30 protein-coding genes and 1 pseudogene are annotated in these 25,752 nt (G+C 73.1%); 17 read left to right on the top strand and 14 right to left on the bottom strand.

What is annotated here, in order from left to right:
- Positions 1 to 68: 68 nt before the first annotated feature.
- Positions 69 to 824: a YqjF family protein gene (locus tag AC4H2S_RS11595; protein ID WP_491497133.1), complete on the bottom strand. Its 756-nt coding sequence runs from the start codon at positions 822 to 824 to the stop codon at positions 69 to 71.
- A 148-nt stretch (positions 825 to 972) separates the two neighbouring features.
- Here AC4H2S_RS11595 and AC4H2S_RS11590 point away from each other — a divergent pair, with 148 nt between their 5' ends.
- Genes AC4H2S_RS11590 through AC4H2S_RS11575 form a run of 4 tightly spaced genes read left to right on the top strand, consistent with a single transcriptional unit; the run spans position 973 to position 5,198 of the window.
- Positions 973 to 1,899 (top strand): ABC transporter ATP-binding protein, encoded by a 927-nt coding sequence (locus AC4H2S_RS11590; RefSeq protein ID WP_491497132.1) that lies wholly within the window; start codon positions 973 to 975, stop codon positions 1,897 to 1,899.
- Position 1,900: 1 nt separating this feature from the next.
- Positions 1,901 to 2,752 carry an ABC transporter permease gene (locus tag AC4H2S_RS11585; protein ID WP_491497131.1) on the top strand — a complete coding sequence of 284 codons (852 nt, stop codon included), beginning with the start codon at positions 1,901 to 1,903 and terminating at the stop codon, positions 2,750 to 2,752.
- Between the two features lies 1 nt (position 2,753).
- Positions 2,754 to 3,554: an ABC transporter permease gene (locus AC4H2S_RS11580; protein ID WP_491497130.1), complete on the top strand. Its 801-nt coding sequence runs from the start codon at positions 2,754 to 2,756 to the stop codon at positions 3,552 to 3,554.
- Positions 3,555 to 3,581: 27 nt separating this feature from the next.
- Positions 3,582 to 5,198, top strand: a complete 1,617-nt coding sequence (locus tag AC4H2S_RS11575; protein WP_491497129.1) for an AMP-binding protein — start codon at positions 3,582 to 3,584, stop codon at positions 5,196 to 5,198.
- A gap of 7 nt (positions 5,199 to 5,205) precedes the next feature.
- Here AC4H2S_RS11575 and AC4H2S_RS11570 read toward each other — a convergent pair whose 3' ends face one another.
- The 7 genes from AC4H2S_RS11570 to AC4H2S_RS11540 all read right to left on the bottom strand — a co-directional run bounded on the left by AC4H2S_RS11570 (position 5,206) and on the right by AC4H2S_RS11540 (position 10,496).
- Positions 5,206 to 6,204 carry a nucleoside hydrolase gene (locus AC4H2S_RS11570; RefSeq protein ID WP_491497128.1) on the bottom strand — a complete coding sequence of 333 codons (999 nt, stop codon included), beginning with the start codon at positions 6,202 to 6,204 and terminating at the stop codon, positions 5,206 to 5,208.
- Positions 6,201 to 7,115 carry a hypothetical protein gene (locus AC4H2S_RS11565; RefSeq protein WP_491497127.1) on the bottom strand — a complete coding sequence of 305 codons (915 nt, stop codon included), beginning with the start codon at positions 7,113 to 7,115 and terminating at the stop codon, positions 6,201 to 6,203. Before AC4H2S_RS11565 ends, AC4H2S_RS11570 begins: the two co-directional genes overlap by 4 nt.
- Positions 7,112 to 7,660: a hypothetical protein gene (locus AC4H2S_RS11560; RefSeq protein WP_491497126.1), complete on the bottom strand. Its 549-nt coding sequence runs from the start codon at positions 7,658 to 7,660 to the stop codon at positions 7,112 to 7,114. Before AC4H2S_RS11560 ends, AC4H2S_RS11565 begins: the two co-directional genes overlap by 4 nt.
- Positions 7,657 to 8,562, bottom strand: a complete 906-nt coding sequence (locus AC4H2S_RS11555) for an ABC transporter ATP-binding protein (RefSeq protein WP_491497125.1) — start codon at positions 8,560 to 8,562, stop codon at positions 7,657 to 7,659. The genes AC4H2S_RS11560 and AC4H2S_RS11555 overlap by 4 nt, the downstream gene beginning before the upstream one ends.
- Positions 8,559 to 9,365 (bottom strand): zf-HC2 domain-containing protein, encoded by an 807-nt coding sequence (locus AC4H2S_RS11550; protein WP_491497124.1) that lies wholly within the window; start codon positions 9,363 to 9,365, stop codon positions 8,559 to 8,561. The genes AC4H2S_RS11555 and AC4H2S_RS11550 overlap by 4 nt, the downstream gene beginning before the upstream one ends.
- Entirely contained in the window at positions 9,362 to 9,928 is a 567-nt protein-coding gene (locus tag AC4H2S_RS11545; RefSeq protein ID WP_491497123.1) for an RNA polymerase sigma factor, read from the bottom strand. Before AC4H2S_RS11545 ends, AC4H2S_RS11550 begins: the two co-directional genes overlap by 4 nt.
- Positions 9,929 to 10,007: 79 nt before the next feature.
- Complete coding sequence (locus AC4H2S_RS11540; protein WP_491497122.1) at positions 10,008 to 10,496, bottom strand: GNAT family N-acetyltransferase; 489 nt, start codon at positions 10,494 to 10,496, stop codon at positions 10,008 to 10,010.
- A 43-nt stretch (positions 10,497 to 10,539) separates the two neighbouring features.
- Here AC4H2S_RS11540 and AC4H2S_RS11535 point away from each other — a divergent pair, with 43 nt between their 5' ends.
- From AC4H2S_RS11535 to AC4H2S_RS11485, 11 genes are all read left to right on the top strand, one after another.
- Complete coding sequence (locus tag AC4H2S_RS11535; protein WP_491497121.1) at positions 10,540 to 11,067, top strand: DinB family protein; 528 nt, start codon at positions 10,540 to 10,542, stop codon at positions 11,065 to 11,067.
- Positions 11,064 to 11,681, top strand: a complete 618-nt coding sequence (locus AC4H2S_RS11530; RefSeq protein WP_491497120.1) for a class I SAM-dependent methyltransferase — start codon at positions 11,064 to 11,066, stop codon at positions 11,679 to 11,681. The genes AC4H2S_RS11535 and AC4H2S_RS11530 overlap by 4 nt, the downstream gene beginning before the upstream one ends.
- On the top strand, positions 11,678 to 11,872 hold the full coding sequence (locus tag AC4H2S_RS11525) for a DUF3046 domain-containing protein (protein ID WP_491497119.1): 195 nt from the start codon (positions 11,678 to 11,680) through the stop codon (positions 11,870 to 11,872). Before AC4H2S_RS11530 ends, AC4H2S_RS11525 begins: the two co-directional genes overlap by 4 nt.
- Positions 11,869 to 13,122 carry an MFS transporter gene (locus tag AC4H2S_RS11520; protein ID WP_491497118.1) on the top strand — a complete coding sequence of 418 codons (1,254 nt, stop codon included), beginning with the start codon at positions 11,869 to 11,871 and terminating at the stop codon, positions 13,120 to 13,122. The genes AC4H2S_RS11525 and AC4H2S_RS11520 overlap by 4 nt, the downstream gene beginning before the upstream one ends.
- 220 nt (positions 13,123 to 13,342) lie before the next feature.
- Positions 13,343 to 14,395, top strand: a complete 1,053-nt coding sequence (gene recA, locus AC4H2S_RS11515) for a recombinase RecA (RefSeq protein ID WP_491497117.1) — start codon at positions 13,343 to 13,345, stop codon at positions 14,393 to 14,395.
- 82 nt (positions 14,396 to 14,477) lie between these two features.
- Complete coding sequence (locus tag AC4H2S_RS11510) at positions 14,478 to 15,188, top strand: regulatory protein RecX (protein ID WP_491497116.1); 711 nt, start codon at positions 14,478 to 14,480, stop codon at positions 15,186 to 15,188.
- Positions 15,189 to 15,384: 196 nt separating this feature from the next.
- The gene (locus tag AC4H2S_RS11505) at positions 15,385 to 15,873 is read left to right on the top strand and encodes a phosphoribosyltransferase (protein ID WP_491497115.1); all 489 of its coding nucleotides are present in this window, start codon (positions 15,385 to 15,387) and stop codon (positions 15,871 to 15,873) included.
- Between the two features lie 91 nt (positions 15,874 to 15,964).
- Positions 15,965 to 16,816, top strand: coding sequence for a PPK2 family polyphosphate kinase (locus AC4H2S_RS11500; protein WP_491497114.1), 852 nt, complete (start codon positions 15,965 to 15,967; stop codon positions 16,814 to 16,816).
- The gene (locus AC4H2S_RS11495) at positions 16,813 to 17,601 is read left to right on the top strand and encodes a HipA family kinase (RefSeq protein ID WP_491497113.1); all 789 of its coding nucleotides are present in this window, start codon (positions 16,813 to 16,815) and stop codon (positions 17,599 to 17,601) included. Before AC4H2S_RS11500 ends, AC4H2S_RS11495 begins: the two co-directional genes overlap by 4 nt.
- Positions 17,598 to 17,984, top strand: coding sequence for a DUF3037 domain-containing protein (locus tag AC4H2S_RS11490; protein WP_491497112.1), 387 nt, complete (start codon positions 17,598 to 17,600; stop codon positions 17,982 to 17,984). The genes AC4H2S_RS11495 and AC4H2S_RS11490 overlap by 4 nt, the downstream gene beginning before the upstream one ends.
- Before the next feature lie 3 nt (positions 17,985 to 17,987).
- Positions 17,988 to 18,683, top strand: a complete 696-nt coding sequence (locus AC4H2S_RS11485) for a DNA alkylation repair protein (protein ID WP_491497111.1) — start codon at positions 17,988 to 17,990, stop codon at positions 18,681 to 18,683.
- A 51-nt stretch (positions 18,684 to 18,734) separates the two neighbouring features.
- Here the strand turns inward: AC4H2S_RS11485 and AC4H2S_RS11480 are convergent, their stop codons facing one another.
- The 4 genes from AC4H2S_RS11480 to AC4H2S_RS11465 form a co-directional block, all read right to left on the bottom strand.
- On the bottom strand, positions 18,735 to 19,478 hold the full coding sequence (locus AC4H2S_RS11480) for a sirohydrochlorin chelatase (RefSeq protein WP_491497110.1): 744 nt from the start codon (positions 19,476 to 19,478) through the stop codon (positions 18,735 to 18,737).
- A gap of 112 nt (positions 19,479 to 19,590) precedes the next feature.
- A complete protein-coding gene (locus tag AC4H2S_RS11475) occupies positions 19,591 to 20,334 on the bottom strand; it encodes a phosphoadenylyl-sulfate reductase (protein WP_491497109.1) in 744 nt (247 codons plus the stop codon).
- The gene (locus AC4H2S_RS11470) at positions 20,331 to 20,495 is read right to left on the bottom strand and encodes a hypothetical protein (protein WP_489976118.1); all 165 of its coding nucleotides are present in this window, start codon (positions 20,493 to 20,495) and stop codon (positions 20,331 to 20,333) included. Before AC4H2S_RS11470 ends, AC4H2S_RS11475 begins: the two co-directional genes overlap by 4 nt.
- A complete protein-coding gene (locus tag AC4H2S_RS11465; RefSeq protein WP_491497108.1) occupies positions 20,495 to 22,207 on the bottom strand; it encodes a nitrite/sulfite reductase in 1,713 nt (570 codons plus the stop codon). The genes AC4H2S_RS11470 and AC4H2S_RS11465 overlap by 1 nt, the downstream gene beginning before the upstream one ends.
- 770 nt (positions 22,208 to 22,977) lie before the next feature.
- Here AC4H2S_RS11465 and AC4H2S_RS11460 point away from each other — a divergent pair.
- Entirely contained in the window at positions 22,978 to 23,379 is a 402-nt protein-coding gene (locus AC4H2S_RS11460; protein ID WP_491497107.1) for a hypothetical protein, read from the top strand.
- A 135-nt stretch (positions 23,380 to 23,514) separates the two neighbouring features.
- On the opposite strand, the gene AC4H2S_RS11455 is transcribed toward AC4H2S_RS11460, so the two are convergent.
- Together AC4H2S_RS11455 and AC4H2S_RS11450 are read right to left on the bottom strand one after the other, a co-directional pair.
- Entirely contained in the window at positions 23,515 to 23,634 is a 120-nt protein-coding gene (locus tag AC4H2S_RS11455) for a DUF5701 family protein (RefSeq protein WP_491497372.1), read from the bottom strand.
- A gap of 59 nt (positions 23,635 to 23,693) precedes the next feature.
- Positions 23,694 to 24,113: pseudogene (locus AC4H2S_RS11450) on the bottom strand (DUF5701 family protein); the annotation flags it as partial.
- 101 nt (positions 24,114 to 24,214) lie between these two features.
- On the opposite strand from AC4H2S_RS11450, the gene AC4H2S_RS11445 reads away from it, so the two are divergent.
- Positions 24,215 to 25,651 carry a glycine hydroxymethyltransferase gene (locus AC4H2S_RS11445; protein WP_491497106.1) on the top strand — a complete coding sequence of 479 codons (1,437 nt, stop codon included), beginning with the start codon at positions 24,215 to 24,217 and terminating at the stop codon, positions 25,649 to 25,651.
- Positions 25,652 to 25,752: the final 101 nt, after the last annotated feature.

Genomic DNA, 25,752 nt, shown 5'->3' with positions numbered 1-25,752 from the left:
CGGGCGCGACGCGCTTCGACATCGGTGTCCCACATTTTTCCGCCGTGCCGCCGGCCTGCCAAGAGGCGTCAGCGCGGACGCGGGGTGGCCGCGTCGGCAGGCAGCGCGAAGTCCGCGTGCACGCCCGGGCTGAAGGCCACGTGGTCGGGCGGGCGCGAGGCGAGGCCCGAGAGCCCCAGCGACGCCATCAGCCCGTCGTCGAGGGCGAGCACCTCGGCGTCGTGCAGGGGCCACGGCTCGTGCCGGTTGGGGACGTGGAGGGTGCGTCCCCACCACCGCGTGTGGAGTCCCCACCTGGCGGTGAGGAAGTGGTCGAGGTCGGTGGGCGCGCGCTGCGCCCCGGCGCGTACGACGACGTGGCTGGCCGGCCGCGCACCGGCCCCGCGCAGGCGCGCGTCGTAGGTGTGCACGTCGCCGTCGCGGTGGTGGCGCATCCGCGCCCAGCGGTAGGGCAGGCCCAGGGCGGAGCGGGCCCCGAGCACCACCGCGGCCCGCTCGGCGGCGAGGCTGAGGAAGACGACGCCGCGCCGCCCGGTGCGGTCGACGGAGTACAGGCGCACGTTGGTCTCGAGGAAGGTGCCCAGCCACGGGACCGCCGGCCCCCGCCCCGCTCCGGCGTCGACCAGGCGGAACGGGACGAGCCCGACGTAGGTCCGCCCCTGGAAGGTGTCGGGCCGGACACCGGGCGGCATCCGGCGGGCCACGGCGGCGGGGTCGAGCGCCCAGTGGAGGAAGGTCAGGTCGCGCCACTGCTGGCTCATCATCACGGTGCCCGCCAGGGCCGGAGCCTCCGGCGACACGGGCTCGACGCCGGCCTCGTCCACGTCCACACCCTAGGTGTGGCGGTGGACCGCATCCAGGCGTCCGGCGCAGATCCGACCGCGGCAGGCGTCGAGCAGCAGTGACCCGGAGGCGCGACCTGTGGGTGACGGGTTGGTCGGGCGGGCAGGTGCTGATCTAGGGTCGACCCCTGTGACAGAAGCCATGATCTCGGCGCGGGGACTGCGCAAGTCCTTCGGTGACTTCGAAGCCGTCAAGGGCATCGACGTGGAGGTACGCAGGGGCGAGGCGTTCGGCTTCCTCGGCCCCAACGGCGCCGGCAAGTCGAGCACGATGCGGATGATCGCCTCGGTCAGTCCCGTGAGCGGCGGCGAGCTGCGGATCCTCGGCATGGACCCCGCCACCGACGGTCCGGCCATCCGCGGGCGGCTGGGCGTGTGCCCGCAGGAGGACACGCTCGACAACGAGCTCAACGTCTTCGACAACCTCTACATCTACGGCCGCTACTTCGGCATCGACCGGGCCACCTGCCGCGAGCGGGCCAACGAGCTGCTCGAGTTCGCGCAGATCACCGACAAGGCCAAGGCGAAGGTCGAGAACCTCTCGGGCGGCATGAAGCGCCGGCTCACCATCGCCCGCAGCCTCATCAACCGGCCCGACCTGCTGCTGCTCGACGAGCCGACCACGGGCCTCGACCCGCAGGCGCGCCACGTCCTGTGGGACCAGCTCTTCCGGCTCAAGCAGGCCGGCGTCACCCTCGTCATCACCACCCACTACATGGACGAGGCAGAGCAGCTGTGCGACCGCCTGGTCGTGATGGACAAGGGGCGCATCGCGGCCGAGGGGTCGCCGCGCGAGCTCATCGACGCCCACTCGACCCGGGAGGTGGCCGAGCTGCGCTTCGGGGTCGGCGAGCACGAGGCCCTCGCGGAGAAGATCGAGGACCTCGGCGAGCGCATCGAGGTGCTGCCCGACCGGCTCCTCGTCTACAGCGACCACGGCGAGGAGGTCGTCTCGGCCGTCATCGACCGAGGTCTGCACCCCATCGCGACGCTGGTGCGCCGCTCCACCCTCGAGGACGTCTTCCTGCGCCTCACCGGCCGGAGCCTGGCGGACTGACGTGACGACACCGCACACCGCCCCCGACGGCGCCGCCGCGACCACCGCCGCACCGACGACCCCGGGCGCCCTGTCGGCGTGGGAGGGCATGGCCCGCCAGTACGACTACTGGCTCACCGTCCTCAAGCGCACGTGGCGCGGGGGAGTGGTGAGCAGCTTCCTCACCCCGCTGCTCTACGTCGTCGCGATGGGCGTGCTGCTCGGCGGCTTCATCGAGGCCGACCCCGACCGGCTCGACGGCGCGACGTCCTACCTCGCCTTCGTCGTCCCCGGCCTCGTCGCCTCGCACGCCATGACGATCGCGGTCAACGAGTCGACGTACCCCGTCATGGGGGCCATCAAGTGGCACAAGACCTTCTACGCCCAGCTGGCCACGCCGCTCGCCGTGCGCGACCTGGTCAACGCCTTCGTCGCGTTCGTGGTGTTCCGCGTCGCCTCGGCGTGCGCGGTCTTCATGCTCGTCCTCGCCCCGTTCGGCGTCTTCACCACCTGGTGGGGGCCGATCCTCGCGTGGGTGTCGCAGGTGCTGGTCGGCTGCGCCTTCGCGACCCTGGTCTTCGCCTACAGCGCGCGGCTGCGGTCGGAGGAGGGGTTCGGCCTGCTGTTCCGCCTCGGCGTGATCCCGCTGACGCTGTTCTCCGGGGCGTTCTTCCCGATCAGCAACCTCGGCCCGGTGCTCGAGTGGGTCGCCAGGCTGACCCCGCTGTGGCACGGCGTCTCGCTGTCGCGGATGTTCTGCGTCGGCCAGGTCGACTGGTCGCTCGTCGCCGTGCACGTCGTGGTCCTGGTCTCGCTCACCGTCCTCGGCTGGTTCCTCGCCGTGCGCCACCTCGACCGCCGGCTGGAGGTCTGAGATGGCACTCGTCGAGCCGATCCCCGCCCCGCTGACCCCGGCAGCGGCCACCAAGGTGCTGGTGCTGCGCAACTACGTCGTCTACAAGGACGCGTGGAAGCTCTTCATCACCGGCTTCCTCGAGCCCGTCTTCTACCTCTTCTCCATCGGCATCGGCGTCGGCAAGCTCATCGACACCTTCGAGTTCCACGGCGAGGCGATCCCCTACGCCGAGTTCGTCGCACCCGCCATGCTCGCCACGTCGGCGTTCAACGGCGCGCTGCTCGACTCGACCTACAACGTGTTCTTCAAGCTGCGCTACGAGAAGCTCTACGACCAGATGCTCGCCACGCCGCTCTCCACCGGAGACATCGCGCGGGGCGAGATCACGTGGGGCCTGATGCGCGGCTCGGTCTACTCCGCCGCGTTCCTCGGCGTGATGGCGCTGATGGGCCTGACCCACTCCTGGTGGGCCGTCCTCGCCCTGCCGGCCGCGATCCTCATCGCGTTCGCGTTCTCGGCCGTGTGCATGGCCCTGACGACGTGGATGACGTCCTGGCAGGACTTCGACAAGATCCAGCTCGCGCAGATGCCGCTGTTCCTCTTCTCGGCGACGTTCTTCCCCATCGAGGCGTTCGGCGGCGGCGTGCTGCGCTGGATCGTCGAGGTCACCCCGCTCTACCGCGGGGTGGTGCTGTGCCGCGAGCTCACGACCGGCGTGGTGACGTGGGAGTCGGCGGTCTCCGTGGTCTACCTCGTGACGATGGGCATCGTCGGGCTGCTCGTCGTACGCCGCCGGCTGGACAAGCTGCTGCTGACCTGAGGCGCTCCGCCGGGCTAGGTTCGGACGATGGACGCCTACACCCGCGGCGAGACCACGCCGGCCCTGCTCGAGGAGACGATCGGCGACAACCTCGCGCGCACCGTCGCGTCGTACGCCCACCGCGAGGCGCTGGTCGAGTGCGCGACGGGCCGCCGGTGGACGTGGGCGCAGCTCCAGGCCGACGTCGACGCCGTCGCCCGCGGACTGATCGGCGCCGGGATCGAGAAGGGCGACCGGGTCGGCATCTGGGGGCCCAACAGCGCCGAGTGGACCCTCGTGCAGTTCGCCACGGCGAAGGTCGGCGCGATCCTGGTCAACGTCAACCCCGCCTACCGCACCCACGAGTTCTCCTACGTCGCCAACCGGTCGGGCATGCGGCTCCTGGTCGCCGCGTCGTCGTTCAAGACCAGCGACTACCGCACGATGGTGGCCGAGACCGCCATCGGCACCCCGACCCTGGAGCGGGCGGTCTACCTCGACGACGAGCAGAGCTGGGCCGCCCTGCTGGCCGACGGCAACGCCGTCCCCGACGACGCCCTCGCCGCGCGCGCGGCCGGCCTGTCGCCCGACGACCCGATCAACATCCAGTACACCTCGGGCACGACTGGCTTCCCCAAGGGCGCCACCCTCAGCCACCGCAACATCCTCAACAACGGCTACCTCGTCGGCGAGGTGTGCCGCTACACCGAGCTCGACCGGGTGTGCATCCCGGTGCCCTTCTACCACTGCTTCGGCATGGTCATGGGCAACCTCGCCTGCTCCTCCCACGGCGCGACGATGGTCATCCCGTCCCCGGGCTTCGACCCGGCGCTGACGCTGCGGGCGGTGGCCGAGGAGGCCTGCACGTCGCTCTACGGGGTGCCCACGATGTTCATCGCCGAGTGGGCGCTGCCCGACATCGGGTCCTACGACCTCTCCTCGGTGCGCACCGGGATCATGGCAGGGTCCCCGTGCCCCGCGGAGATGATGAAGAAGCTGATCGCGGCGGGGATCGAGGAGATGACGATCGCCTACGGCATGACGGAGACGTCGCCGGTCTCGATGCAGACCCGCACCGACGACTCCTTCGAGCACAAGGTCGCCACGGTCGGGCGGGTCTGCCCCCACCTGGAGGTGAAGATCGCCGACCCGGTCACCGGGGCGACGCTCCCGCGCGGTGAGGCCGGCGAGTTCTGCACCCGCGGCTACTCGGTGATGCTGGGCTACTGGGACGACCCGGAGAAGACCGCCGAGACCGTCGACGCCGACGGGTGGATGCACACCGGCGACCTCGGCGTCATGGCCGAGGACGGCTACGTCCAGATCACGGGGCGGATCAAGGACATGGTCATCCGCGGCGGGGAGAACGTCTACCCGCGCGAGGTGGAGGAGTTCCTCTACACCCACCCCGACATCGAGGACGTCCAGGTCGTCGGGGTGCCCGACGAGAAGTACGGCGAGGAGCTCTGCGCGTGGGTGCGGATGCGGCCGGGCGCCGAGCCGCTGGACGCCGACGCGGTGCGCGCCTTCGCCGACGGCAGGCTCGCGCACTACAAGGTGCCGCGCTACGTGATGGTCGTCGAGGAGTTCCCGATGACCGTGACCGGCAAGGTCCGCAAGGTCGAGATCCGCGAGGTGTCGGCGCAGCGCCTCGGCCTCGGCTGAGCGCCGCTCAGCCGAACACCTGGCGGTAGACCTCGTCGAGCGCCGCCCCGTCCAGGCCGGTCACCACCCGCACCGGCCCGTCACCCGTGCGCCGCAGCCGGCCACGGTCGGTGGAGACGTCGACCGACCACGTGCCCGTCTCGGTGGTCGCGGCCCCCGGCTCCACGAAGACGCCGGCCGTGGGGAGGTCCCAGAAGGCGGGCGACGCGAAACCGGGAACCCGGCCCAGCCCGCCCACCACGGGACCGGCCAGTCCGTCCGGCGCGCCGCGCTCGACCGGGTCGTCGGGCAGCAGCGTCACCGGCACCGGGCCGGCGAGGACCTCCGCGAGGGGCACCGGGTCGGCCGCCGCGTTCCACTCCGCCACGCCGTCGGCGTGCGACTCGGCGGCCACGCTGCCGGCCATCGCGGTGACGCCGGCCAGCCGGCGGTAGGCGCCGGGGTGCTCGCGCAGCAGCGCCGCCACGTCGGTGAGCGGGCCCAGCGCGACGACGTGCAGGCCGTCGTGCTCGCGCGCCAGCCGGGCGACGAGGTCGTGCGAGGCGGCCCGCACGGTGCGCAGCTCGCCCGGCGTCCCGTCGCGCGGGAGCCCGCTCATCGTGAGCGCCCCCGCGCCCCACTCGGGCGGGAACGCGATCCCCTCGACCCCACGCGGGGTGGCCCCGCACGCGACCGGGGGAGGAGCCGTCGCGAGCGCCTCGAAGAAGTCGGCCAGCAGGCCGGTCCCGCGACAGTCCAGCTGTCCGGTCGCAGGCACGGTCACCGCCACGACGTCCACGCGCGGGTGACGCACCAGCAGCGCGAGCGCGGCGAGGTCGTCGGGCGCGAGGTCGGTGTCGACGACGACCGGCACCGCGTCGGGGTGCGTGGGCGCCGCGGCGCTCATCGGGCCGGCGGCGAGCACCTCGCCGTCGGTGTCGGCGGCGGCGCTGCACCCCGCCAGGGCGGCCGCGAGCACGGCCACCACCGCCACCGTCGCGTCCCGGCCCTTGACGCGGCGTCTCACGGGATCACCCGCGCCTGGGCCACCGCGCTGAGGGCGGCGAGCGCCACGCCCCCCACGACCAGCACCCGGCGGGCCCGGCCGGCTGGCGCGGCCGCGGCGAGCAGGACCGCCGCCAGGCCGAGCAGCCACCCGCAGTGCCACCAGGCCAGCTCGGTCGAGACCAGCAGCCGCGTCCAGCCCTCCTGGTGCTCGCCCGGTCCCTCGAGCAGCCACGACGCCGGGAACGACAGCGGGTCGGCGGAGGCGGGACCGACCGGCACGGTCACCGGCTGCACCTGCACCACCGCGAAGGGGGCGACCCGCCGGCTGCCGAAGAGCCAGTAGAGGCCCGACACCGCGAACCACCACACGAGCAGGACGGGCAGCGCGAGCACGAGGCGTGGCACCCGGCGTCCCAGCGCGGCGCCGAGCGCGACGGCCAGGACGCCCAGGGCGAGGTGCTGGGCCAGCTCGGGCAGCGAGTGCATGGCCTGCGTCGTCCGCCCCGGCTCGACTCCGAGGGTGAGACCGCCCAGGTCGTGCTGGCGCCACGCCACCAGGGCGGCGAAGGCCACGGTGAGGGCGAGGAGCGGGAGGGCGGCCAGCGTGCGCGCCGTGGCGCGGAGTCCCTCACGGACCGGCGCGGCGAGCGCCACGGCGCGCCGCTCCCGGTGGAAGGAGCGCGCGGCCACCCACGACAGCACCGCGAGCAGCGGGGTGGAGGCGATCGCCATCTCGCTGTAGGCCGCGCCCGACCACTGCTCGGTGGCCGGTGTGATCGTCCAGAGGTACCAGGCCGACGCGACGAGGGCCACGGGCACGAGCGGCGTGCGCAGCGTGCGCCGCAGCTCGGTCGCGGCCAGCGCGCGCACGACGGCGTACGACGAGCGCCGCGCGTGCAGTCCCGCCGGGGCCGCCACCGCCGCGCTCATCGCCGGCCCCCGGCGAGGCAGAGCACGACCGCGACGGCGAGCACGGGCCACGGGTCGGTGCGCCACCAGCCGAGCACGTCGCCGACGGCGCCGCGCCCTCCCACCACGCGGTCGCCCGCGTACCAGACCAGGGGCAGCGCGACCCCGGCGAGCAGCGACCACCGGCGCGGGCCGCAGACGGCCACCGCCACACCGCACGCGGCGACGGCGACCAGCGAGGCGGTGGCGGGACGCGCAGTGTCGCCGAGGACGCGCAGTGCACACCACGCCACCAGCACGGGTGTGCCCGCCAGCGCGAGCCGCAGCGCTCGGCGCCGCCCGAGCGTCACCGGCAGCGCCTCGAGCGTGGTCGCCGCGTCGTCGCGCAGTGCGCCGACGACCAGCGCAGCGAGGGCGACGGCACCGAGCAGCAGCACCGGTCCGGCCGGTCGATCGGCGCCGCGCGCCATGAGCACCAGACCCGCCAGCGACCCGGCCACGGCGGCCAGCGGCCACCACCGGATCGTGCGGGCCGTGGGCAGCGCCGCCTGCGCCAGGGTGCTCACCGCGCCCGCCCGGTCACGAGCAGGTAGCCGTCGTCCAGGGTCGGGGCGACGGTGGGCGTCCCGGCCGGCGGCGTGCCGAGGTGTCGCCGCGTCCCGGCGCCGGTCACCCAGCTCCGCAGGGCGGTCGGCTCGTCGCCGGCCGACTCCCACGCCATCCCGTCCGCGGTCGCGGCGAGCCCGGCCGGCGTGCCGCTCCAGCAGATGCGGCCCCCGTCCATCACCAGGACGCGGTGGCACAGCGCCGCGACCTCGGCCGTGTTGTGGGTCGAGAGCACCACGGTGCCGCGCTCGGCGGACTCCGCCAGCACCGAGCGCAACGTGATCCGCTGCTCGGGGTCGAGGCCCGTGGCCGGTTCGTCGAGCACGAGCAGGTCGGGCGCGCCGATCAGCGCGGCGGCCAGCGCGACCCGCTGCTGCATGCCCCCGGAGAGCGTGCGGATGCGGCGGTGCATCGAGTCGCCCAGCCCCAGCGACTCGAGCACCCGGCGGGCCTCGCGCCGGCGCCAGGCCCGGTCGGTGTGCTCCTTGAGGATCGCCACGTAGTCGACCATCTCCAGCGGGGTGAAGCCGCCGTACAGGTCCGGCGACTGCGGCAGGTAGCCGAGCCGTCGGCGGATCTCGAGGCGCTCGGCGGGGACCGATGGGTCCAGACCCAGGACGCGCACGCCGCCCTCGTCGGGTGCGAGCACGGTGGCGAGGATGCGCAGCAGCGTGGTCTTGCCCGCTCCGTTGGGCCCCAGCAGGCCGACGACTCCGCGGCCGACCTCGATGTCCGCGTGGTCGACGGCCACGCGCGGGCCGAACCGCTTGGTCAGTCCCGAGGTGGTGATGCCCGCCGACCGCGGGGCTCCGAGCGAGCGGGCCGGCCCGGCAGGGCTCGCGGGGGTGGCGGGGCTGGTCATGCGGTCCTCCGGTAGGCGACGGCGTCGCGGCGGGCGACGGTGACGGCGGCGGCGCCGGCGGCGATGGCGAGCGCGACGAGCTGGACGGGCGGCGAGGCCACGAGGTCGACGACCGCGTCGGCCGGGACGCGGTCGACCGCTGCGGGCAGGGCGAGGGCCACCGCCCACGCGGCACCGAGGCTCCCCGCCACGAGGGCGGGGTCCGCCCGGGTGGTGCCGCTCAGCAGCACCAGCGCGCACAGCGCCGCGCCGGGCACCAGCCACCCGAGGGCGACGCCGAGCGGGAAGCCGGCGACCAACGCGGCGATGACACCGATGGGCACAGCGGGCACCGCGACCAGCAGGGCGCGTGCGGACACCATCCGCAGCCCGGCGCTCGGCGCGGCCACCGCGATCTCGCCGGCCGGCTCGACGGACCGGCCGAACGCCAGGGCCACCGACGCCAGCGGGGCGAGCGGTGCCACCGCCAGCACGAGCGGCACCCGGCCGCCCAGCGCGGTCGCGACGACCGGCAGCGCGAGGAGGACGAGCAGGGCGCCGAGCCACGCGACCCGCAGTGCTGGGGTGGACAGGCCCAGGCGCGCGAGGAGCCGGCGACGGGGCCGGTCCACCTCGTCGGCCAGCGCGTCCCAGCGGCGTACGACGTCGCTGGCGGGCGAGGCGGGGCCGCGGCTCGCCATCCGGCGCCGGCACCCGTCGCAGCGGAGCAGGTGCGCCTCGAGCGAGGCGGCCAGCACGGGCGGCGCCGAGCCGTCGGCCCACGCACGCAGGGTCTGCTCGTCGGCGTGCCAGGTCTGCGTCACAGCAGGGCCCCCCTCAGCTCGGTGCGAGCGCGGCTCATCCGGCTCTTGACGGTGCCGCTCGGGATGCCGAGCAGCGCGGCGGCCTCACGGGTGGTGAGGCCGTCGAGGACGGTCGCCTGGACGACCGCCCGGAGGTCGGGGGACAGGCGCGCGAAGGCCAGGCCGACGTCGCTGTGCTCCACCCGGGCCAGCACCTCCTCCTCCGCCGACGTCGCCGGATGGCTGCGCAGGTTGCGCAGCCGCTCGACGACGTTGGCGCGGGGGCGGAGCTGGCGCAGGAGCGAGCGCACGGCGATCCCCCAGAGCCACGCGGCCACGTCGCCCTCGCCGCGCCACCCCTGCGGCCTGCGCCACACGGCGAGGAACGTGTCCTGCACGGCGGTGTCCACCACTGCCGTGTCGGCGCAGCGCCGCGACAGGCGCGTGGCCAGCCACGGCTCGTGCCGCACGAACAGCTCGTGCAGAGCGCCCCGGTCGGCCGCCCCCACGGCGTCGACCAGCTGCGCGTCGCTCCAGGCCGAGTAGCCCGCGTCGGAGCTCCACCCGTCGTGCACCTGTCCCATCAAGCCCTACTGTGCCGCCGATGTGGCTCAGCGGTTCACCGTCACGGCGGAGACGCGCGGGTGGTCTGGACCGATCAGGTCAGCCGAGGACCCGCTGCAGCCACGCCAGGTCGATCCACCGATCGTGCTTGCGCCCCACCTCGCGCATGACGCCGACCTCCTCGAAGCCGCAGGCGCGGTGCAGGGCCAGGCTGGCGGGGTTAGGCAGGGCGACCGCGGCGACGACTAGGTGCACCCCGTCGTCGGCCAGCTGCGCCAGCAGGGCGTCGTACAGCTGCCGACCCACGCCGCGGCCCTGCTGGCCCGGCGCGACGTAGACCGTCGTCTCGCGGGTGTGGGCGTAGGCCGGCTTGGGCCGGAACGACGACGACGTGGCGTAGCCGGCCACGGCGCCCTCGTGCTCGGCCACCAGGAAGTGCTCGCCGGCCCCGGCAGCGGCCAGCCGCTCCTCCCACAGCTCCATCGGACGGGGCTCGAGGTCGAACGTGGCGTGGCCTCCGCGGGCCTCGCGGGCATAGATCTCGGCGACCTCGGGGAGGTCGGCGGGAAGTGCACGTCGGATGTCCATTCCGGTCATTGTCCCAGCGCCCGCGACTGGTTTGATGGCGCGCATGAGCATCGCGCCCGACGCCAAGGACTGGACCTGGGTCCTGGAGCGGCCGTGCCCGGAGTGCGGGTTCGACCCCGCCGCACAGGCGCTGGCCGACCTCCCCGACCTGCTGCGGGGGACCGCCGCGGAGTGGGCGCGAGCGCTCGCCCGCAGCGACGCGCGCCTGCGTCCGGCCGCCGACGTGTGGTCGGTCCTCGAGTACGGCTGCCACGTCCGCGACGTGCACGTGCTCTTCGGCGAGCGGGTGCGGCTGATGCTGACCGAGGACGAGCCGACGTTCGCCAACTGGGACCAGGACGCCACCGCCGTCGAGAGCGACTACGCCGGGCAGGACCCCGCCGTGGTGTCGGCCGAGCTGGTGCTGGCCGCATCGGTCGTCGCCGACCTCTACGCCGGCGTGAGCGGCGCCAGCGCGGACCGGCCCGGCCTGCGCTCCAACGGCGACCGGTTCACCGTCGCCTCGCTCGGCTCCTACCACCTGCACGACGTCGTGCACCACCTGCACGACGTGGGGGCCGGACGCGGGTGAACGAGACGGTCCGCGCCTACGACCTCGACGCCGAGGCGTACGCCGACGCGTCGTCAGTCATCCCGGCCTCCGTCCGTGCCGACATCGAGGACTTCGTCGACCGGATTGGTCCGGGCGCCAGGGTGCTGGAGATCGGGTCCGGCGGGGGTCGCGACGCGCGCCTGATCGAGGAGCTCGGCCTGCGCGTGCGGCGTACCGACGTCTCGCAGGGCTTCGTCGACCTGCTGCGCCAGCGGGGGTGGCAGGCCGAGCTCCTCGACCCGCTCGTCGACGACCTCACCTCGCCGGAGGGCCCGTACGACGCCGTGTGGGGCAACGCCTCGCTGCTCCACGTCGCCCGGGCGGACCTGCCGACGGTCCTCGGGCGCCTCGCCGAGGTCACCCGGCCCGGTGGGCTGCTGCGGATCTCCCTCAAGGAGGGTGACGGCGAGGGGTGGTCCACGCACGGGTCGATCCGCCACCGGCGCCACTTCACCTACTGGCGTGCCGACGCGCTGCGTCCGGTCGTCCTCGGCGCCGGCTGGACCGAGGTCGAGGTGCGCGCCGAGATCTCGGGCAAGCGGTCGGAGTCCTGGCTCGAGGTGTCGGCGGTCCGTGATGAGGTGTGGGCATGAGGCACACGGAGTTCTGGGCGCGGCTCGACCAGGTCCTGGGGCGCGACTACTCGCGCACGTGGGCCGAGCTGACCGTCGTGCGTGAGCTCGACGGGCGGACGACCCGGGAGGCGCTCGACGCGGGCGTCCCGCCCAAGCAGGTCTGGTCCGCCGTGCGCCGCCACCTCGAGCTCCCGGACAGCGAGCGGTGAGCACCCGGCTGGAGGCGGGCCTCACCGTCGCGGACGTGCAGCGCCGCACGGTGCGCACCCTCGTCGTCTCGCAGGCCGTCGGCGCCGTCGGCGTGACCATCGGAGTGGCGACGGCCTCCCTGCTGGCGCGCGACATCTCCGGCAGCGAGACGATGGCCGGCCTCGCCCAGACGTTCCAGGTCCTCGGCACGGCCGCCGCGGCGTACTCGCTGGCGCGGGTGATGCGGCGTCGCGGGCGCCGGGTCGGGCTCGTCCTGGGCTACCTCGCGGGCGCGACGGGCGCGGTGCTGGCGGTCGTCGCCGGCGTCGTGGACTCGATGGCGGTGCTGCTGCTCGGCGCCGTGCTGCTCGGCGCGACGACGGCGGTCAACAACGGCTCGCGCTACGCCGCCACCGACCTCGCCACCGAGGAGCACCGGGCCCGCGCGCTCTCGGTCGTGGTGTGGGCCACGACCCTCGGGGCCGTCGCCGGGCCCAACCTCACCGGGGTGGGCGCGAGCGTCGCCCGGTCGATCGGCGTGCCCGAGCTGACCGGCGGCTTCGCCATCGGCGCGGTCGTGCTCGTGCTGGCGGCGGGGTGGGTCTGGTGGCGGCTGCGTCCCGACCCGCTGCTGCTCGCGCAGCGCGAGGCCGGCGCCACGCCCGACCGGGACGAGCCGCGCGGGCGGTCGTGGCGTCGCTTCGTGGTCGTCGTGCGCGACGTGCCGGCGGTGGGTGCCGCCGTCGTGGCGATGGCGTGCGCCCACGCCGCGATGGTCACCGTGATGATCATGACGCCGCTCCACATGGAGCACGGCGGTGCGCACCTCGAGGTCATCGGGTTCGTGATCTCGGTGCACGTGCTCGGCATGTTCGCCTTCTCCCCGCTCGTCGGCTGGGCCGCCGACCGCTACGGCCGGGCGACGGTGCTGGTCGCCGGGGGAGTGGTGCTGCTGGTCTCGCTCGCCCTGTGCGGGCTGTCGCCGCAGGGCACGTCGTGGCAGATCTTCGCGGGGCTCTTCCTGCTCGGCCTCGGCTGGTCGTGCGCCACAGTTGCTGCGTCGACGGTCATCGCCGACCGCACGCCCATCGACGCGCGCACCGACGTCCAGGGCACCTCCGACATGGCGATGTCGCTGACCGCGGCCGGGGGCGGCGCCCTCGCCGGCGTCATCGTCGGCTCGCTCGGCTACCCGGTGCTCGCGATGTTCGCGGCCCTGCTGGCCGGTGCGGTGGTCGTCGCGGGCGCGGTCACCCGGCGTCACGCCTGACGCGGCGCCCGACGCGTCCAGGACGCGTTCACGACCGGGGCGCGACACGCCGCACCCGGAGCCGCCGTCGAACAGGTGTTCGGGTTACTGTTCTTCCACAGGTATGACGAGGGGCGAGGTTGTCCACAGCGTTCGACCGTCCTGATCAGGGACTGTCGGTGGCTCGCCCTAGCGTCGCAGACGTACCTCTCACGACACGACGACAAGACGGGACACTGCAATGGCTGGTGCAGACCGCGAGAAGGCCCTGGATGCCGCGCTCGCTCAGGTGGAGAAGCAGTTCGGCAAGGGCTCGGTCATGCGACTGGGCGACGAGACGCGTGCCCCGCTCGAGGTGATCCCCACGGGGTCGATCGCCCTCGACGTCGCACTCGGCCTGGGCGGCCTGCCGCGCGGCCGCGTCGTGGAGATCTACGGTCCGGAGTCCTCCGGAAAGACGACGGTCGCCCTCCATGCGGTGGCCAGCGCGCAGGCGGCCGGCGGCATCGTCGCCTTCATCGACGCCGAGCACGCGCTCGACCCCGACTACGCCAAGGCCCTCGGTGTCGACACCGACGCGCTCCTGGTCTCCCAGCCCGACTCGGGTGAGCAGGCGCTCGAGATCGCCGACATGCTGGTCCGCTCGGGCGCGCTGTCGCTGATCGTCATCGACTCGGTGGCCGCGCTCGTGCCCCGCGCCGAGATCGAGGGCGAGATGGGCGACAGCCACGTCGGCCTCCAGGCCCGCCTGATGAGCCAGGCGCTGCGCAAGATGACCGGTGCCCTCAACAACTCCGGCACCACGGCCATCTTCATCAACCAGCTGCGCGAGAAGATCGGCGTGATGTTCGGCTCGCCGGAGACCACGACCGGTGGCCGGGCGCTGAAGTTCTACTCCTCGGTGCGCCTCGACGTGCGTCGCATCGAGACGCTCAAGGACGGCACCGACATGGTCGGCAACCGCACCCGCGTCAAGGTCGTGAAGAACAAGGTGGCCCCGCCGTTCAAGCAGGCCGAGTTCGACATCATGTACGGCAAGGGCATCAGCCGCGAGGGCGGCCTGATCGACGTCGGCGTGGAGGCGGGCATCATCCGCAAGGCCGGCGCCTGGTACACCTACGAGGGCGACCAGCTCGGCCAGGGCAAGGAGAACTCGCGCAACTTCCTCAAGGACAACCCCGACCTCGCCAACGAGATCGAGAAGCTCATCCTCGAGAAGCTGGGCGTCACTCCCGTCGTCGACAAGCCCGCCGACGACCTGAGCGACGAGCCCATCGGGGTCAATGACTTCTGACCGGGCGCCCGGCTCTGCATCCGGACCCTCGTCCGGTGCGGTCGGTCCGGAGACCCGGCCGGCCCCCTCGTGGGTCGGTGACGTGGGCCTCGGCGTCGAGGCGTGGGTGGGGAAGGTCCCACCCACGCCCGCCGAGACCGGTGCCGAGACCCCGGAGCCCGGCACCGATCGCCCCGCCCGAGCCGGGCGCGGCGGACGTGGCGGGCGCCGCTCGGGTGGTCGCGGGCGCACCCGCACCTGGGGGGAGCGCGAGGCGGCCAGGGTCGCCCGCGCGGAGGCCGCTGCCGCGGAGGTCGAGGCCGACCCCGAGGCGGTGGCCCGCAGGATCCTCCTCGACACCCTCACCGGGCAGGCCCGCTCGCGCCAGGAGCTGGCCGACAAGCTGGCCAAGCGCGGCGTCCCCGACGACCTCGCAGCCGGCCTGCTCGACCGCTTCACCGAGGTCGGGCTGATCGACGACGCCGCCTACGCCAGGCAGTGGGTCGAGAGCCGCCACCGCAGCCGCGGCCTCGCCCCGCGCGCCCTGGCTCAGGAGCTGCGCCGCAAGGGCGTCGGTGACGACGATGCCAAGGCGGCGCTCGAGCAGATCGACGAGGACGACCAGCGCACCGCCGCCCGCGCGCTCGTCGACAAGAAGCTGCGCTCGATGTCGGCGCTCGACCCCCAGGTCGCCACCCGCCGCCTGGCCGGCCTGCTGGCGCGCAAGGGCTACCCCGCCGGCCTCGCCTTCTCCGTCGTCCGCGAGGCGCTCGCCGGCGCCGCCGAGGTCGACGAGCCCCACCCCGACTTCTGACCGGGGCCGGGTGGCCGCTCGCTCCGGTCGGCGCGCGTTGCGTCATACGAAGCCGCACCTATGCGTTACCGATGTCCTGAGACTCGACACGCACCTATGCGTTCGCCTTCGTATGACGCAAGGAGCGGGCGGGCGGGGGCGGCGCAGTCCCCGGGCCGCCTTCCCCGGGAGTGGAGGACTCTGGTGGGATAGGTGGGTGAGCGAGCGCGAGGTGCTGACCTACGACCTGTTCGGCACGGCGACGCGTGAGCTGGCCCAGGAGGTCGCCGCCTCGGGGTTTCGTCCCGACATGATCCTGGCGATCGCCCGGGGCGGGCTCGCGCTGGGCATGGGGCTGGGCTATGCGCTGGCGGTCAAGAACATCTCCGTTGTCAACGTGGAGTTCTACACCGGCGTCGACCAGCGCCTCGACGTCCCGATCATGCTGCCGCCGACCCCGGCAGCAGTCGACCTGTCGGGCCTGAAGGTGCTGGTGGCCGACGACGTCGCCGACACCGGGCGCACGCTCGAGCTCGTCCACGAGTTCTGCGAGGGACACGTCGCCGAGGTGCGCACGGTCGTCATCTACGAGAAGCCCCAGTCGGTCATCCGGCCCGACTACTCGTGGCGGCTCACCGAGCGCTGGATCGACTTCCCGTGGTCGGTACTGCCCCCGGTCATCGATCCCGACGCGATGGCGCACTGACGCGCACGCGACCCGCGCCCGACGCGTACGCCGCCGGACTTCGTCCGGCCGCGTACGCTGCCGGTCGGCGCCGGTGGGCCATGATGGCCCCATGAGTCCCGCCATCGCCGACGCGCTCCGCCTTCCGGACGGACCCGTCGACCTGACCACGATCGCGACCGACGCGGCGCCCGGCTTCGAGGGCAGCAAGAGCGAGGGCCGGGACGCGCTCGCCGAGATGCAGGTCGAGCTGGCCGACCTCCAGGAGCGACTCTGGGCCGAGCGCACAGCGGGCTCCCAGCGTCGCATCCTGATGGTGCTCCAAGGCATGGACACCAGTGGCAAGGGCGGGGTGCTGCGCCACACGATCGGCCTGGTCGACCCGCAGGGCATCCGCATCACCAGCTTCAAGGCGCCCACCGAGGAGGAGCTCGCGCACGACTTCCTGTGGCGCATCGAGAAGGGGCTGCCGGACGCCGGCTACATCGGGGTCTTCGACCGCTCCCACTACGAGGACGTCCTCATCGGGCGCGTGCGCTCCTTCGCCGACGCCGCCGAGATCGAGCGTCGCTACGGCGCGATCAACGACTTCGAGGCCCGGCTGACCGACCAGGGCGTCTCGGTCATCAAGTGCATGCTCCACATCAGCGCCGCCGAGCAGAAGAACCGCCTCGCCGAGCGGCTGGCCAACCCCGACAAGCACTGGAAGTACGACACCGGCGACCTCGACGAGCGGGCGATGTGGCCGGCCTACCGCGAGGCCTACGAGATCGCCCTCGAGCGCACCAGCACCGACGCCGCGCCCTGGTACGTCGTGCCGTCGGACAAGAAGTGGTACCGCAACCTGGCCGTCGCCCACATCCTCCTCGACACCCTGCGCGGCCTCGACCTGCACTGGCCGACCGCCGGCTTCGACGTCGAGGCCGAGAAGCGGCGGCTCGCCGAGGAGGCACCGGTCCGGTGACGAGCACCGCAGTCACCGGACCCCTCCCGACGGTCCAGGTCACCCGCTACGTCACGCCGCTGCGCGAGGGCGGCAGCCTGCCCGGCGTGGTCGAGGGCGACGACCTGGGCACGTACGTGTGCAAGTTCCGCGGCGCCGGCCAGGGCGCCAAGGGGCTGGTCGCCGAGGTCATCGTCAGCGGCCTCGCCACCCGCCTCGGCCTGCGCACCCCGCGCCTCGTCGTGCTCGACCTCGACCCCGAGCTCGCGCGCTACGAGGCCGACGAGGAGGTCCAGGACCTGCTCAACGCCAGCGTCGGTCCCAACCTCGGCATCGACTTCCTCCCCGGCTCGTTCGGCGTCGACGGCCAGGTCAGCGCGGCGGACGACGAGGGCGCGCGGGTGCTCTGGCTCGACGCCTTCACCGCCAACGTCGACCGCTCGTGGCGCAACCCCAACCTGCTGCTCTGGCACGGCGACCTCTGGGTCATCGACCACGGCGCTTCGCTCTACTTCCACCACGGCTGGCGCTCGGGCGTCACCGACCCCGCGCGGTTCGCCGCGCAGCCGTGGGACGCCAGCGGCCACGTGTTCGAGGCGTGCGCGCGCCGGGCCCGCGAGCTGGACGACGAGATCGCCGCCCGGCTCGACCGCGACGTCTTCGTCGAGGTGCTGGCCGCGGTCCCCGACGTGTGGCTCGAGCCGGTGCCCGGCGCCGAGACGCCGGACGCGCTGCGCGAGGCGTACGTCGAGTTCCTCATCGCGCGCCTGGGCACCCGCCAGTGGCTGCCGGAGGCCGCGCGATGACCGCCCACCGGATGGCCTACCAGTACGTCGTGCTGCGGTGCGTGCCCCGCCCGGAGCGCGAGGAGTTCCTCAACGTCGGCGTCGTGCTCCACTGCCAGGCCGCCGACTTCCTCGACGCCGCGTGGTCCGTCGACGCCCACCGGCTGCGCGCCCTCCACCCCGGCATCGACGTCGACCAGGTGTGCGAGGCCCTCACCTTCGCCGACTGGGTGTGCCGAGGCGACGAACGCGCGGGCGAGGCCGCCCGGCAGTCGCTGGGGCAGCGCTTCGGGTTCCTCAAGGCGCCGCGGAGCACGGTGCTGCAGCCCGGCCCCGTGCACGGCGGCCTCACCGCCGACCCGGCGCGACAGCTCGCCCACCTGCGCGAGCGGCTCGTCGGCTAGCCCATGACGTACGTCGGTGCGGTGCGGGCGGCCCTCGCCGAGGTCGGCGACCCGGTGCGCGCTGCCCAGCAGCAGGCGTACATGAAGTCGGAGATGCCGTTCGTCGGCCTCGGGGCCCCCGCGCTCAGGGCCCTGCTGCGACCGCTGCTGGCCGAGCACCGCTTCGTGGACCGGGCCCAGTGGGAGGCCGCGGTGCTCGAGCTGTGGGAGGACGCCGAGCACCGCGAGGAGTGGTACGCCGCGGTCGCGCTGCTGCGCGACCCGGCCTACCGCGCGTGGCTCGACCCCGACCTGCTGCCCCTGCTCGAGCGGCTCGTCCGGCTCGGGGCCTGGTGGGACGTCGTCGACGAGATCGCCTCGCAGCCGGTCGGCCAGGTGCTCCTCGACCACCGAAGTGCGGCCACGCCGGTCGTCGAGGGCTGGTCGGTCGACCCCGACAGCCTGTGGGTGCGGCGTACGGCCGTGCTGGCGCAGCTGCGCCACGGCGAGCAGACCGACACCGACCTGCTGGAGCGGGTGCTCGTCGCCAACCTCGACGACACGACGTACGGGCGCGAGTTCTTCGTCCGCAAGGCGGTGGGGTGGGCGCTGCGGCAGCACGCGCGCACCGACCCGGCGTGGGTCCGCACCTTCGTGCAGGACCACGCCGACCGGCTCAGCGGGCTGTCGCGGCGCGAGGCGCTCAAGCACCTGACCTGACACCACCCAGCCGGCCGCCCGAGCGACCGGCCGCGACGACGTCGTGCCGGATCAGACGGGGACGAGCTCCACGGCGCCCACCGCGTAGCGGGCCAGGATCGCGCGGGCGACCGCCGGGTGCGCCCCCAGCGGGTCGGAGACCGCCACGGCACCGGCCTCGACGGCCAGCTCGGTGGCCCGGTCGGGCAGCCGCCCGGGAGCGAGGAAGAACGACGCGACGGCGATGTGGCGCTTGCCCTCGGCGCGGAAGGCGCGCACCGCCTCGCCGGCGGCCGGGGGAGCGGCCGAGGCGAAGGCCGCGGTGACCGGGAGCCGGTGGCGCGCGCCCCAGGTGCGGGCGATGCGGGCGACCGCCTGGTTGGCGAGCGGGTCGGACGACCCGGCCGCCGTCAGCACCAGCGCGTCGAGCTCGCGCACCCGCGCGGCCTTGAGCGCCTCGCGCAGGCGCAGGTCGAGCACCTCGAGGAAGGCGGCCTCCATGCCGAGGATGCGGCTGGCCTGGATGCGGACCCCGTCGTGGCGGGCCATCGCAGCGGCGATGGCCTGCGGCACGTCCACCTTGGCGTGGTAGGCCTCGGTGAGCAGCAGCGGGACGACGACGATCTCGTCGTGGCCCGCCTTCACCAGCCTGTCGACGACCGTGTCGAAGCTCGGCTTGGAGAGGTCGAGGAAGGCCGTCTCGATCTTGAGGTCGGGTCGCATCGCCTTGACCTCGGCGACGAGCGCCTTGATCGTCGCGGCCGAACGCGGGTCCCGGCTTCCGTGGGCCAGGGCAACCAGAGCAGGAGCAGCCATCAGGGGTGCCTCCGTTCGTGAGTGGTGCGGTGGTGCATCAGGGGGTGGTGCTGCGGCGGGACGACGTTGTCGCGCTGCGTCGAGCGGGAGATCTTCTCGAGGGTGGGTGACGTCATGCGTGGATCCCGCACTCGGTCTTGCTGGTGCCTGCCCACCGGCCGCTGCGCGGGTCGTCGCCGGGGGCGACGCGGCGCGTGCACGGCCGGCAGCCGATGCTCGGGTAGCCGTCATGGACGAGCGGGTTGACCAGGACGCCGTGGTCGAGGACGTAGCGCTCCACCTGCTCGTCGCTCCACCGGGCCAGGGGCGAGACCTTGACCTTGCCCTTGCGCGCGTCCCAGCCGACGACGGGTGCGATGACCCGGTTGTGGGTCTCGGCGCGGCGCAGCCCGGTGGCCCAGGCGTCGTAGCGCGAGAGGGCCTCGTTGAGGGGGGCGACCTTGCGGAGCGCGCAGCACAGGTCCGGGTCGGTGCGGTAGAGGTCCGTACCGTGCTCGGCGTCCTGCTCGGCGACGCTCTGGACGGGCGTGATGGTCAGCAGGTTGACCGGCAGGGTGGCCTCGACGGCGTCGCGGGTGCCGATGGTCTCGGCGAAGTGGTAGCCGGTGTCGAGGAAGACCACGTCGATGCCCGGAGCCACCGTGGAGGCGAGGTGCGCGAGCACGGCGTCGCCCATCGAGGAGGTGATGGCGAACCGCTCGCCGAAGGTCGCCACGGCCCACTCGATGATCACCTCGGCGGGAGCGAGCTCGAGCTCGGCGCCGACGTGGGAGACGAGCTCGCGCAGCTCCTCGGGCGTACGCCCCTCGGTGTGGGTGCCCTTGAACGCGCGGGCGGCGCGGGTCGACAGGCTCATGGCGCTCCTCCGTCGGTGCCGGGGTGCGGGATCATCCCGGTCATCTGCACGGTGAAGCTGCGCAGGCACGAGCGGCACTCCCAGGCGCCTGCACCCTCGCGAGGGAACAGGTTCTCGTCCCCGCAGTAGGGGCAGTGGAAGGGCACGGCTCGCTCCGACATCAGGACGCCACCGGCTCCCCGCGCAGCAGGACCTCGTCGGCGCGGGCGACCCAGGCGGCGAAGCGCTCGCCGTCGGTGCGGTCGCGCAGGTAGGCCGAGACGACGGCTGAGACGTAGTCGTCGAGGCCGGCGCTGGTGACCTTGTGGGCGCGCAGCTTGCGACCCATCGCCGGGTTGAGCCCCAGGGCGCCGCCGAGGTGCACCTGGAAGCCCTCGACCTGGCGGCCGTCGGCGTCCATGACGAGCTGGCCCTTGAGGCCTATGTCGGCGATCTGGGTGCGCGCGCACGCGTTGGGGCAGCCGTTGACGTTGATCGAGATGGCGCTGTCGAGGTCGGGGAAGCGCTTCTCGAGCTCGGTGACCAGGCGGCGGGCGCGCTCCTTGGTGTCGACGATGGCGAGCTTGCAGAACTCGATGCCGGTGCAGGCCATCGTGGAGCGGCGCCAGTTGCTCGGGCGCGCGGTGAGGCCGATCTTCTCCAGGTCGTCGGCGAACGCCTCGGTGTCCTCGGCGCGCACGCCGATCACCACGAGCTTCTGGTAGGCGGTGAGCCGGGCGCCGCGGGCGCCGTAGCGCTCGACCACCTCGGACAGCGCCGTGAGGGTGGTGCCGTCGATGCGGCCCACCACCGGCGCGGCGCCGATGTAGTACCGGCCGTCCTTCTGCTCGTGGATGCCGATGTGGTCACCCTGCACCACGGGAGCCGCGGGGGAGGGGTTGTCGACGAGCGCGCGGTGGAGGTACTCGTTCTCCAGCACCTCGCGGAACTTCTCCTTGCCCCAGTCGGCCAGGAGGAACTTCAGGCGGGCCTTGGAGCGGAGCCGGCGGTAGCCGTAGTCGCGGAAGATGCCCGCCACGCCCTCCCAGGCGTCGGCGACCTCGTCGAGGGGGATCCACACGCCGAGCTTGTGCGCGAGCATGGGGTTGGTGGACAGGCCGCCGCCGACCCAGAGGTCGAAGCCCGGGCCGTGCTCGGGGTGGACGGTGCCGACGAACGACACGTCGTTGACCTCGGGGGCCACGTCGTGGCTCGGGTGCCCGGTCAGCGCGGTCTTGAACTTGCGGGGCAGGTTGGAGAACGCCGGGTTGTCGAGCGCGCGGCGCTTGATCTCGGCGAGCGCCTCGCTGCCGTCGATGATCTCGTCCTTGGCGATGCCTGCGACGGGGGAGCCGAGGAACGGTCGCGGGCTGTCGCCGCACGCCTCCAGGGTGCTGAGCCCGACCGCCTCGAGCCGCTCCCAGATCGCCGGGACGTCCTCGATCTCGATCCAGTGGTACTGGATGTTGTTGCGGTCGGTGATGTCGGCGGTGTTGCGGGCGTAGGCCGTCGACACCTCGCCGAGCGCCCGGAGGGCGGCCGCGTCGAGGACCGCGCCGTCGGTGCGCACGCGCATCATGAAGTAACGGTCGTCGAGCTCCTCCTCCTCGAGCTGGGCGGTCTTGCCGCCGTCGAAGCCGGGAGCGCGCTGCGTGTAGAGGCCCATCCACCGGAACCGGCCGCGCAGGTCGGCGGGATCGATCGAGTCGAAGCCGCGGCGCGAGTAGGTGTGGAGGATCCGGTCGCGCACGTTGAGCGGGTCGTCGTCCTTCTTGGACTGCTCGTTCTTGTTGAGCGGCTCGGTGTAGCCGAGCGCCCACTGGCCCTCGGCGCGCTTGGGGCGCGGGATCTCGGTGTGCTGGGCGGCCTGTGGCGTGAACCGGAGGTCGGGCATGTCAGGAGAGTCCTGTTCGCTGATGGTGCCGCGCGCGACGGTGAGCGCGGAGGGGGATGTGCTGGGGCGGCGTTCAGCGATGCCAACAGGTCGCGCTGCCCACGCGCATGAGGTCGACATGACGTCGGACCACAAGGTGTGCGTGGGTGGAGGCGGTGACCATGTCAAGAAGTCTCAGGGCTTGGACAGCCGTTCCACAAGGCGGAATCTTGCTATGCGAGATGAAGCGCCACGATGTGAGACGTGCGGCGGGCGGCCCCGCCGGGCTCCGGGTCCGGGTGCGACCCAGGTCACACTGGTGGTCGCGAGAAGAGGCCGGGTGCGGCGGCTTGGTCGACTACCCCCGGGCGGGCACGGTGATGTCTCGCTTCACCAGCAAGCTGGGCGTTGAATCGTCGTAGCGAAACGATCGGGCGCGCGGCGTCTCCTGGAGGAGGCGCCGCGCGCCGCCCCGACCCGCTGCAACGCGACCACCTCGCGCGGCTTCGACGCCGAGACCCGAACCGGAAGGCCCGCCCATGGCGACGAGACCACCCAGCACGACGCGCTTACGCCCGACCAGGAGGCTCGCGCCCCTCGTGCTCAGCCTGAGCGTGCTCGCCTTCGTGGCCTGCTCCGAACCTGAGGAAGGGCAAGAGCAAGAACCCAGCTCGACCGGACCACTTTCCACGACACTAGGCTCTGGCGGCGTCAGCGTGGATCGCCCACCTGACGCTGGGCCCCGCTGGAGCGCGACGTTCGGGAGCCTGATCATCTGCACCACGGAGCCCGTGACGCTCCTCGGGGCCGAACCCCACATCACCCAAGGCGCGGGGAACGTGGACTTCGCGTTACGCACGGTGCCCGTTCCGGAGCAGCGCGAAGGGCCAGACATCGACTGGGCTCCGGTCGGGTCGCAGCTCGGCACCCCCCTCGAGCTGCGTGAGCGCGGCGAGCTTCGCTGGCAGTCACTCACCGAAGTCGAAGGAGCACGGTTCGACGAGTCTCTGTGCGGGTCGGGCAAGAGCGAGCCGTTCACCGAGATCATCACGACTGTCGAGACAGGGAGCAGCGGAGCCCTGATTGACGGCGTGGACGTGAACTACGAAGCCGGAGGTCGTCAGTTCACACTCCCGGTCACCTGGTCCTACGTCGTGTGCGGCGAAGCCATCACCGACAAGAACATCTGCTGACCGGCGCTGACGCCACCAGCCGGCGCGTACGAGCAACCAGGAAAGCCGTCCCACAGCGCCCCGTGCGCACAGGCCTCCCGTCCTAGCGAGGTTGACGATGCCGCGGCGCAGGTACGCCGGAGGGTCGTCGATCAGTCAGCCGCGGCCCGCGCACGAGGCGACACTGAGCCAGGTGTGGTGGTTGCCCCACCAGCACCAGCCCAGCTTGGTCGCGCCGCGGCGTTCGGCGCCGTCGCGGCCGGTGCCGTTGCCGATCCACAGGGCGGGCGCGCGGGCGTCGTACGAGCCGTTGTCCGACGCAGGCGCGAGCCGGGCGTCATGAAGCAGGCGTTGCGCTCCAGCACGCCGGGCTCCGGCAGCACCCAGTGCAGGCCCTCGGCGAGGGTGAGGGGCGAGCGGCCCGCGGCGAGGATCTCGGGCACCGACTCGGCGGGGGTGCGCCCGAGGAAGGCGTCGCCGCGGTCGAGCCCGACGACGACGTACGGCGTCGGCGGCACCTCCTCGACGGGGGCGAACGCGTCGACGTCGGTCATGTCCTCGACGACGAAGCCGTCGCGGTCGGCCCGGCGCAGCAGCGGGGCCAGCGCCGAGGCCGGGGCCGACGTCACCAGGAGCGCGCCCGCCGGCGCGTGCGCGGCCACCTCGCGCAGCCGGTCGGGGGCGGTCCCGGAGAGCTCGTCGACGCCGAGGTGGACGAGCCGCTCGGCCTGGTCGGTCGGGGAGGGGAGGGGCATGCGGGTCCAACGCACGACCCGCCACCGGGGTTCCCGTCCGCCGGTGTCCAGCGCGCGCGGGTGGCCGCCATCCGGCCGCGGTCGGGCTCTAGGCTGTCGCCATGACGGACTCCCTGATCAGCAGTGCGTACTCCCAGGCTCTCGAGGTCATCGCCTCGGTCGAACCCCGCATCGCGGAGGCCACCCGGCAGGAGCTCGCCGACCAGCGCGCCTCCCTCAAGCTGATCGCCTCGGAGAACTACGCCTCGCCCGCTGTGCTGCTCACGATGGGCACCTGGTTCAGCGACAAGTACGCCGAGGGCACCGTCGGCCACCGCTTCTACGCCGGCTGCCAGAACGTCGACACCGTCGAGTCGCTGGCCGCCGAGCACGCCCGCGAGCTGTTCGGCGCGCCCTACGCCTACGTGCAGCCCCACTCCGGCATCGACGCCAACCTCGTCGCGTTCTGGTCGATCCTGGCCAACAAGGTGGAGACGCCCTACCTGGAGAAGATGCAGGCCAAGAACGTCAACGAGCTCAGCGAGTCCGACTGGGAGCAGCTGCGCCACGAGTTCGGCAACCAGCGGCTGCTCGGCATGTCGCTCGACGCCGGCGGCCACCTCACCCACGGCTTCCGGCCCAACATCAGTGGCAAGATGTTCCACCAGCAGCAGTACGGCACCGACCCGGAGACCGGGCTGCTCGACTACGACGCCGTCGCGGCCAAGGCGCGCGAGTTCAAGCCGCTGGTGCTCGTCGCCGGCTACTCCGCCTACCCGCGCCGGGTCAACTTCGCCAAGATGCGCGAGATCGCCGACGAGGTCGGCGCCGTGCTGATGGTCGACATGGCCCACTTCGCCGGCCTGGTGGCCGGCAAGGTGTTCACCGGCGAGGAGGACCCCGTCCCCTACGCCCACATCACCACCACCACGACCCACAAGTCGCTGCGCGGCCCCCGCGGCGGCATGGTGCTGGCGCAGCAGGAGTTCGCCGCCGACGTTGACCGCGGCTGCCCCATGGTGCTCGGCGGCCCGCTGTCGCACGTGATGGCGGCCAAGGCCGTCGCGTTCGCCGAGGCGCGCACCACCGACTTCCAGGACTACGCGCAGCGCATCGCCGACAACGCCAAGTCGCTGGCCGACGGGTTCCTCACTCGCGGCGCCACGCTCGTCACCGGCGGCACCGACAACCACCTCGTGCTGCTCGACGTGTCGTCCTACGGCCTCACCGGCCGCCAGGCCGAGTCCGCGCTCCTCGAGGCAGGCGTGGTCACCAACCGCAACTCGGTGCCCGCCGACCGCAACGGCGCCTGGTACACCTCCGGCGTCCGGCTCGGCACCCCCGCCCTGACCACTCGCGGCTTCGGCCACGACGAGTTCGACACCGTCGCCGAGCTGATCGTCGACGTCCTGTCCAACACCACGGCCGGCACCACCAAGGCCGGCGCGCCCAGCAAGGCGTCGTACGTCCTCGACGACGGCGTCGCCGACCGGGTCACCAAGCGGTCGGCCGAGATGCTCGACAAGCACCCGCTCTACCCGGGCCTCGTCCTCAGCTGACCGCTCGCCTCGTCGTGACGCTCGGGGTCGAGTGGGCTCGTTGTAGCGCTCAGGCGGGGTCGAGTGGGCGCGTCGTGACGCTCAGGCGTGGTCGAGTGGGC

The organism is Nocardioides sp. Z13_37, assembly GCF_058355585.1.
Note: the sequence above shows the minus strand (reverse complement) of the source record. Positions and strands in the feature narration are given on the sequence as shown.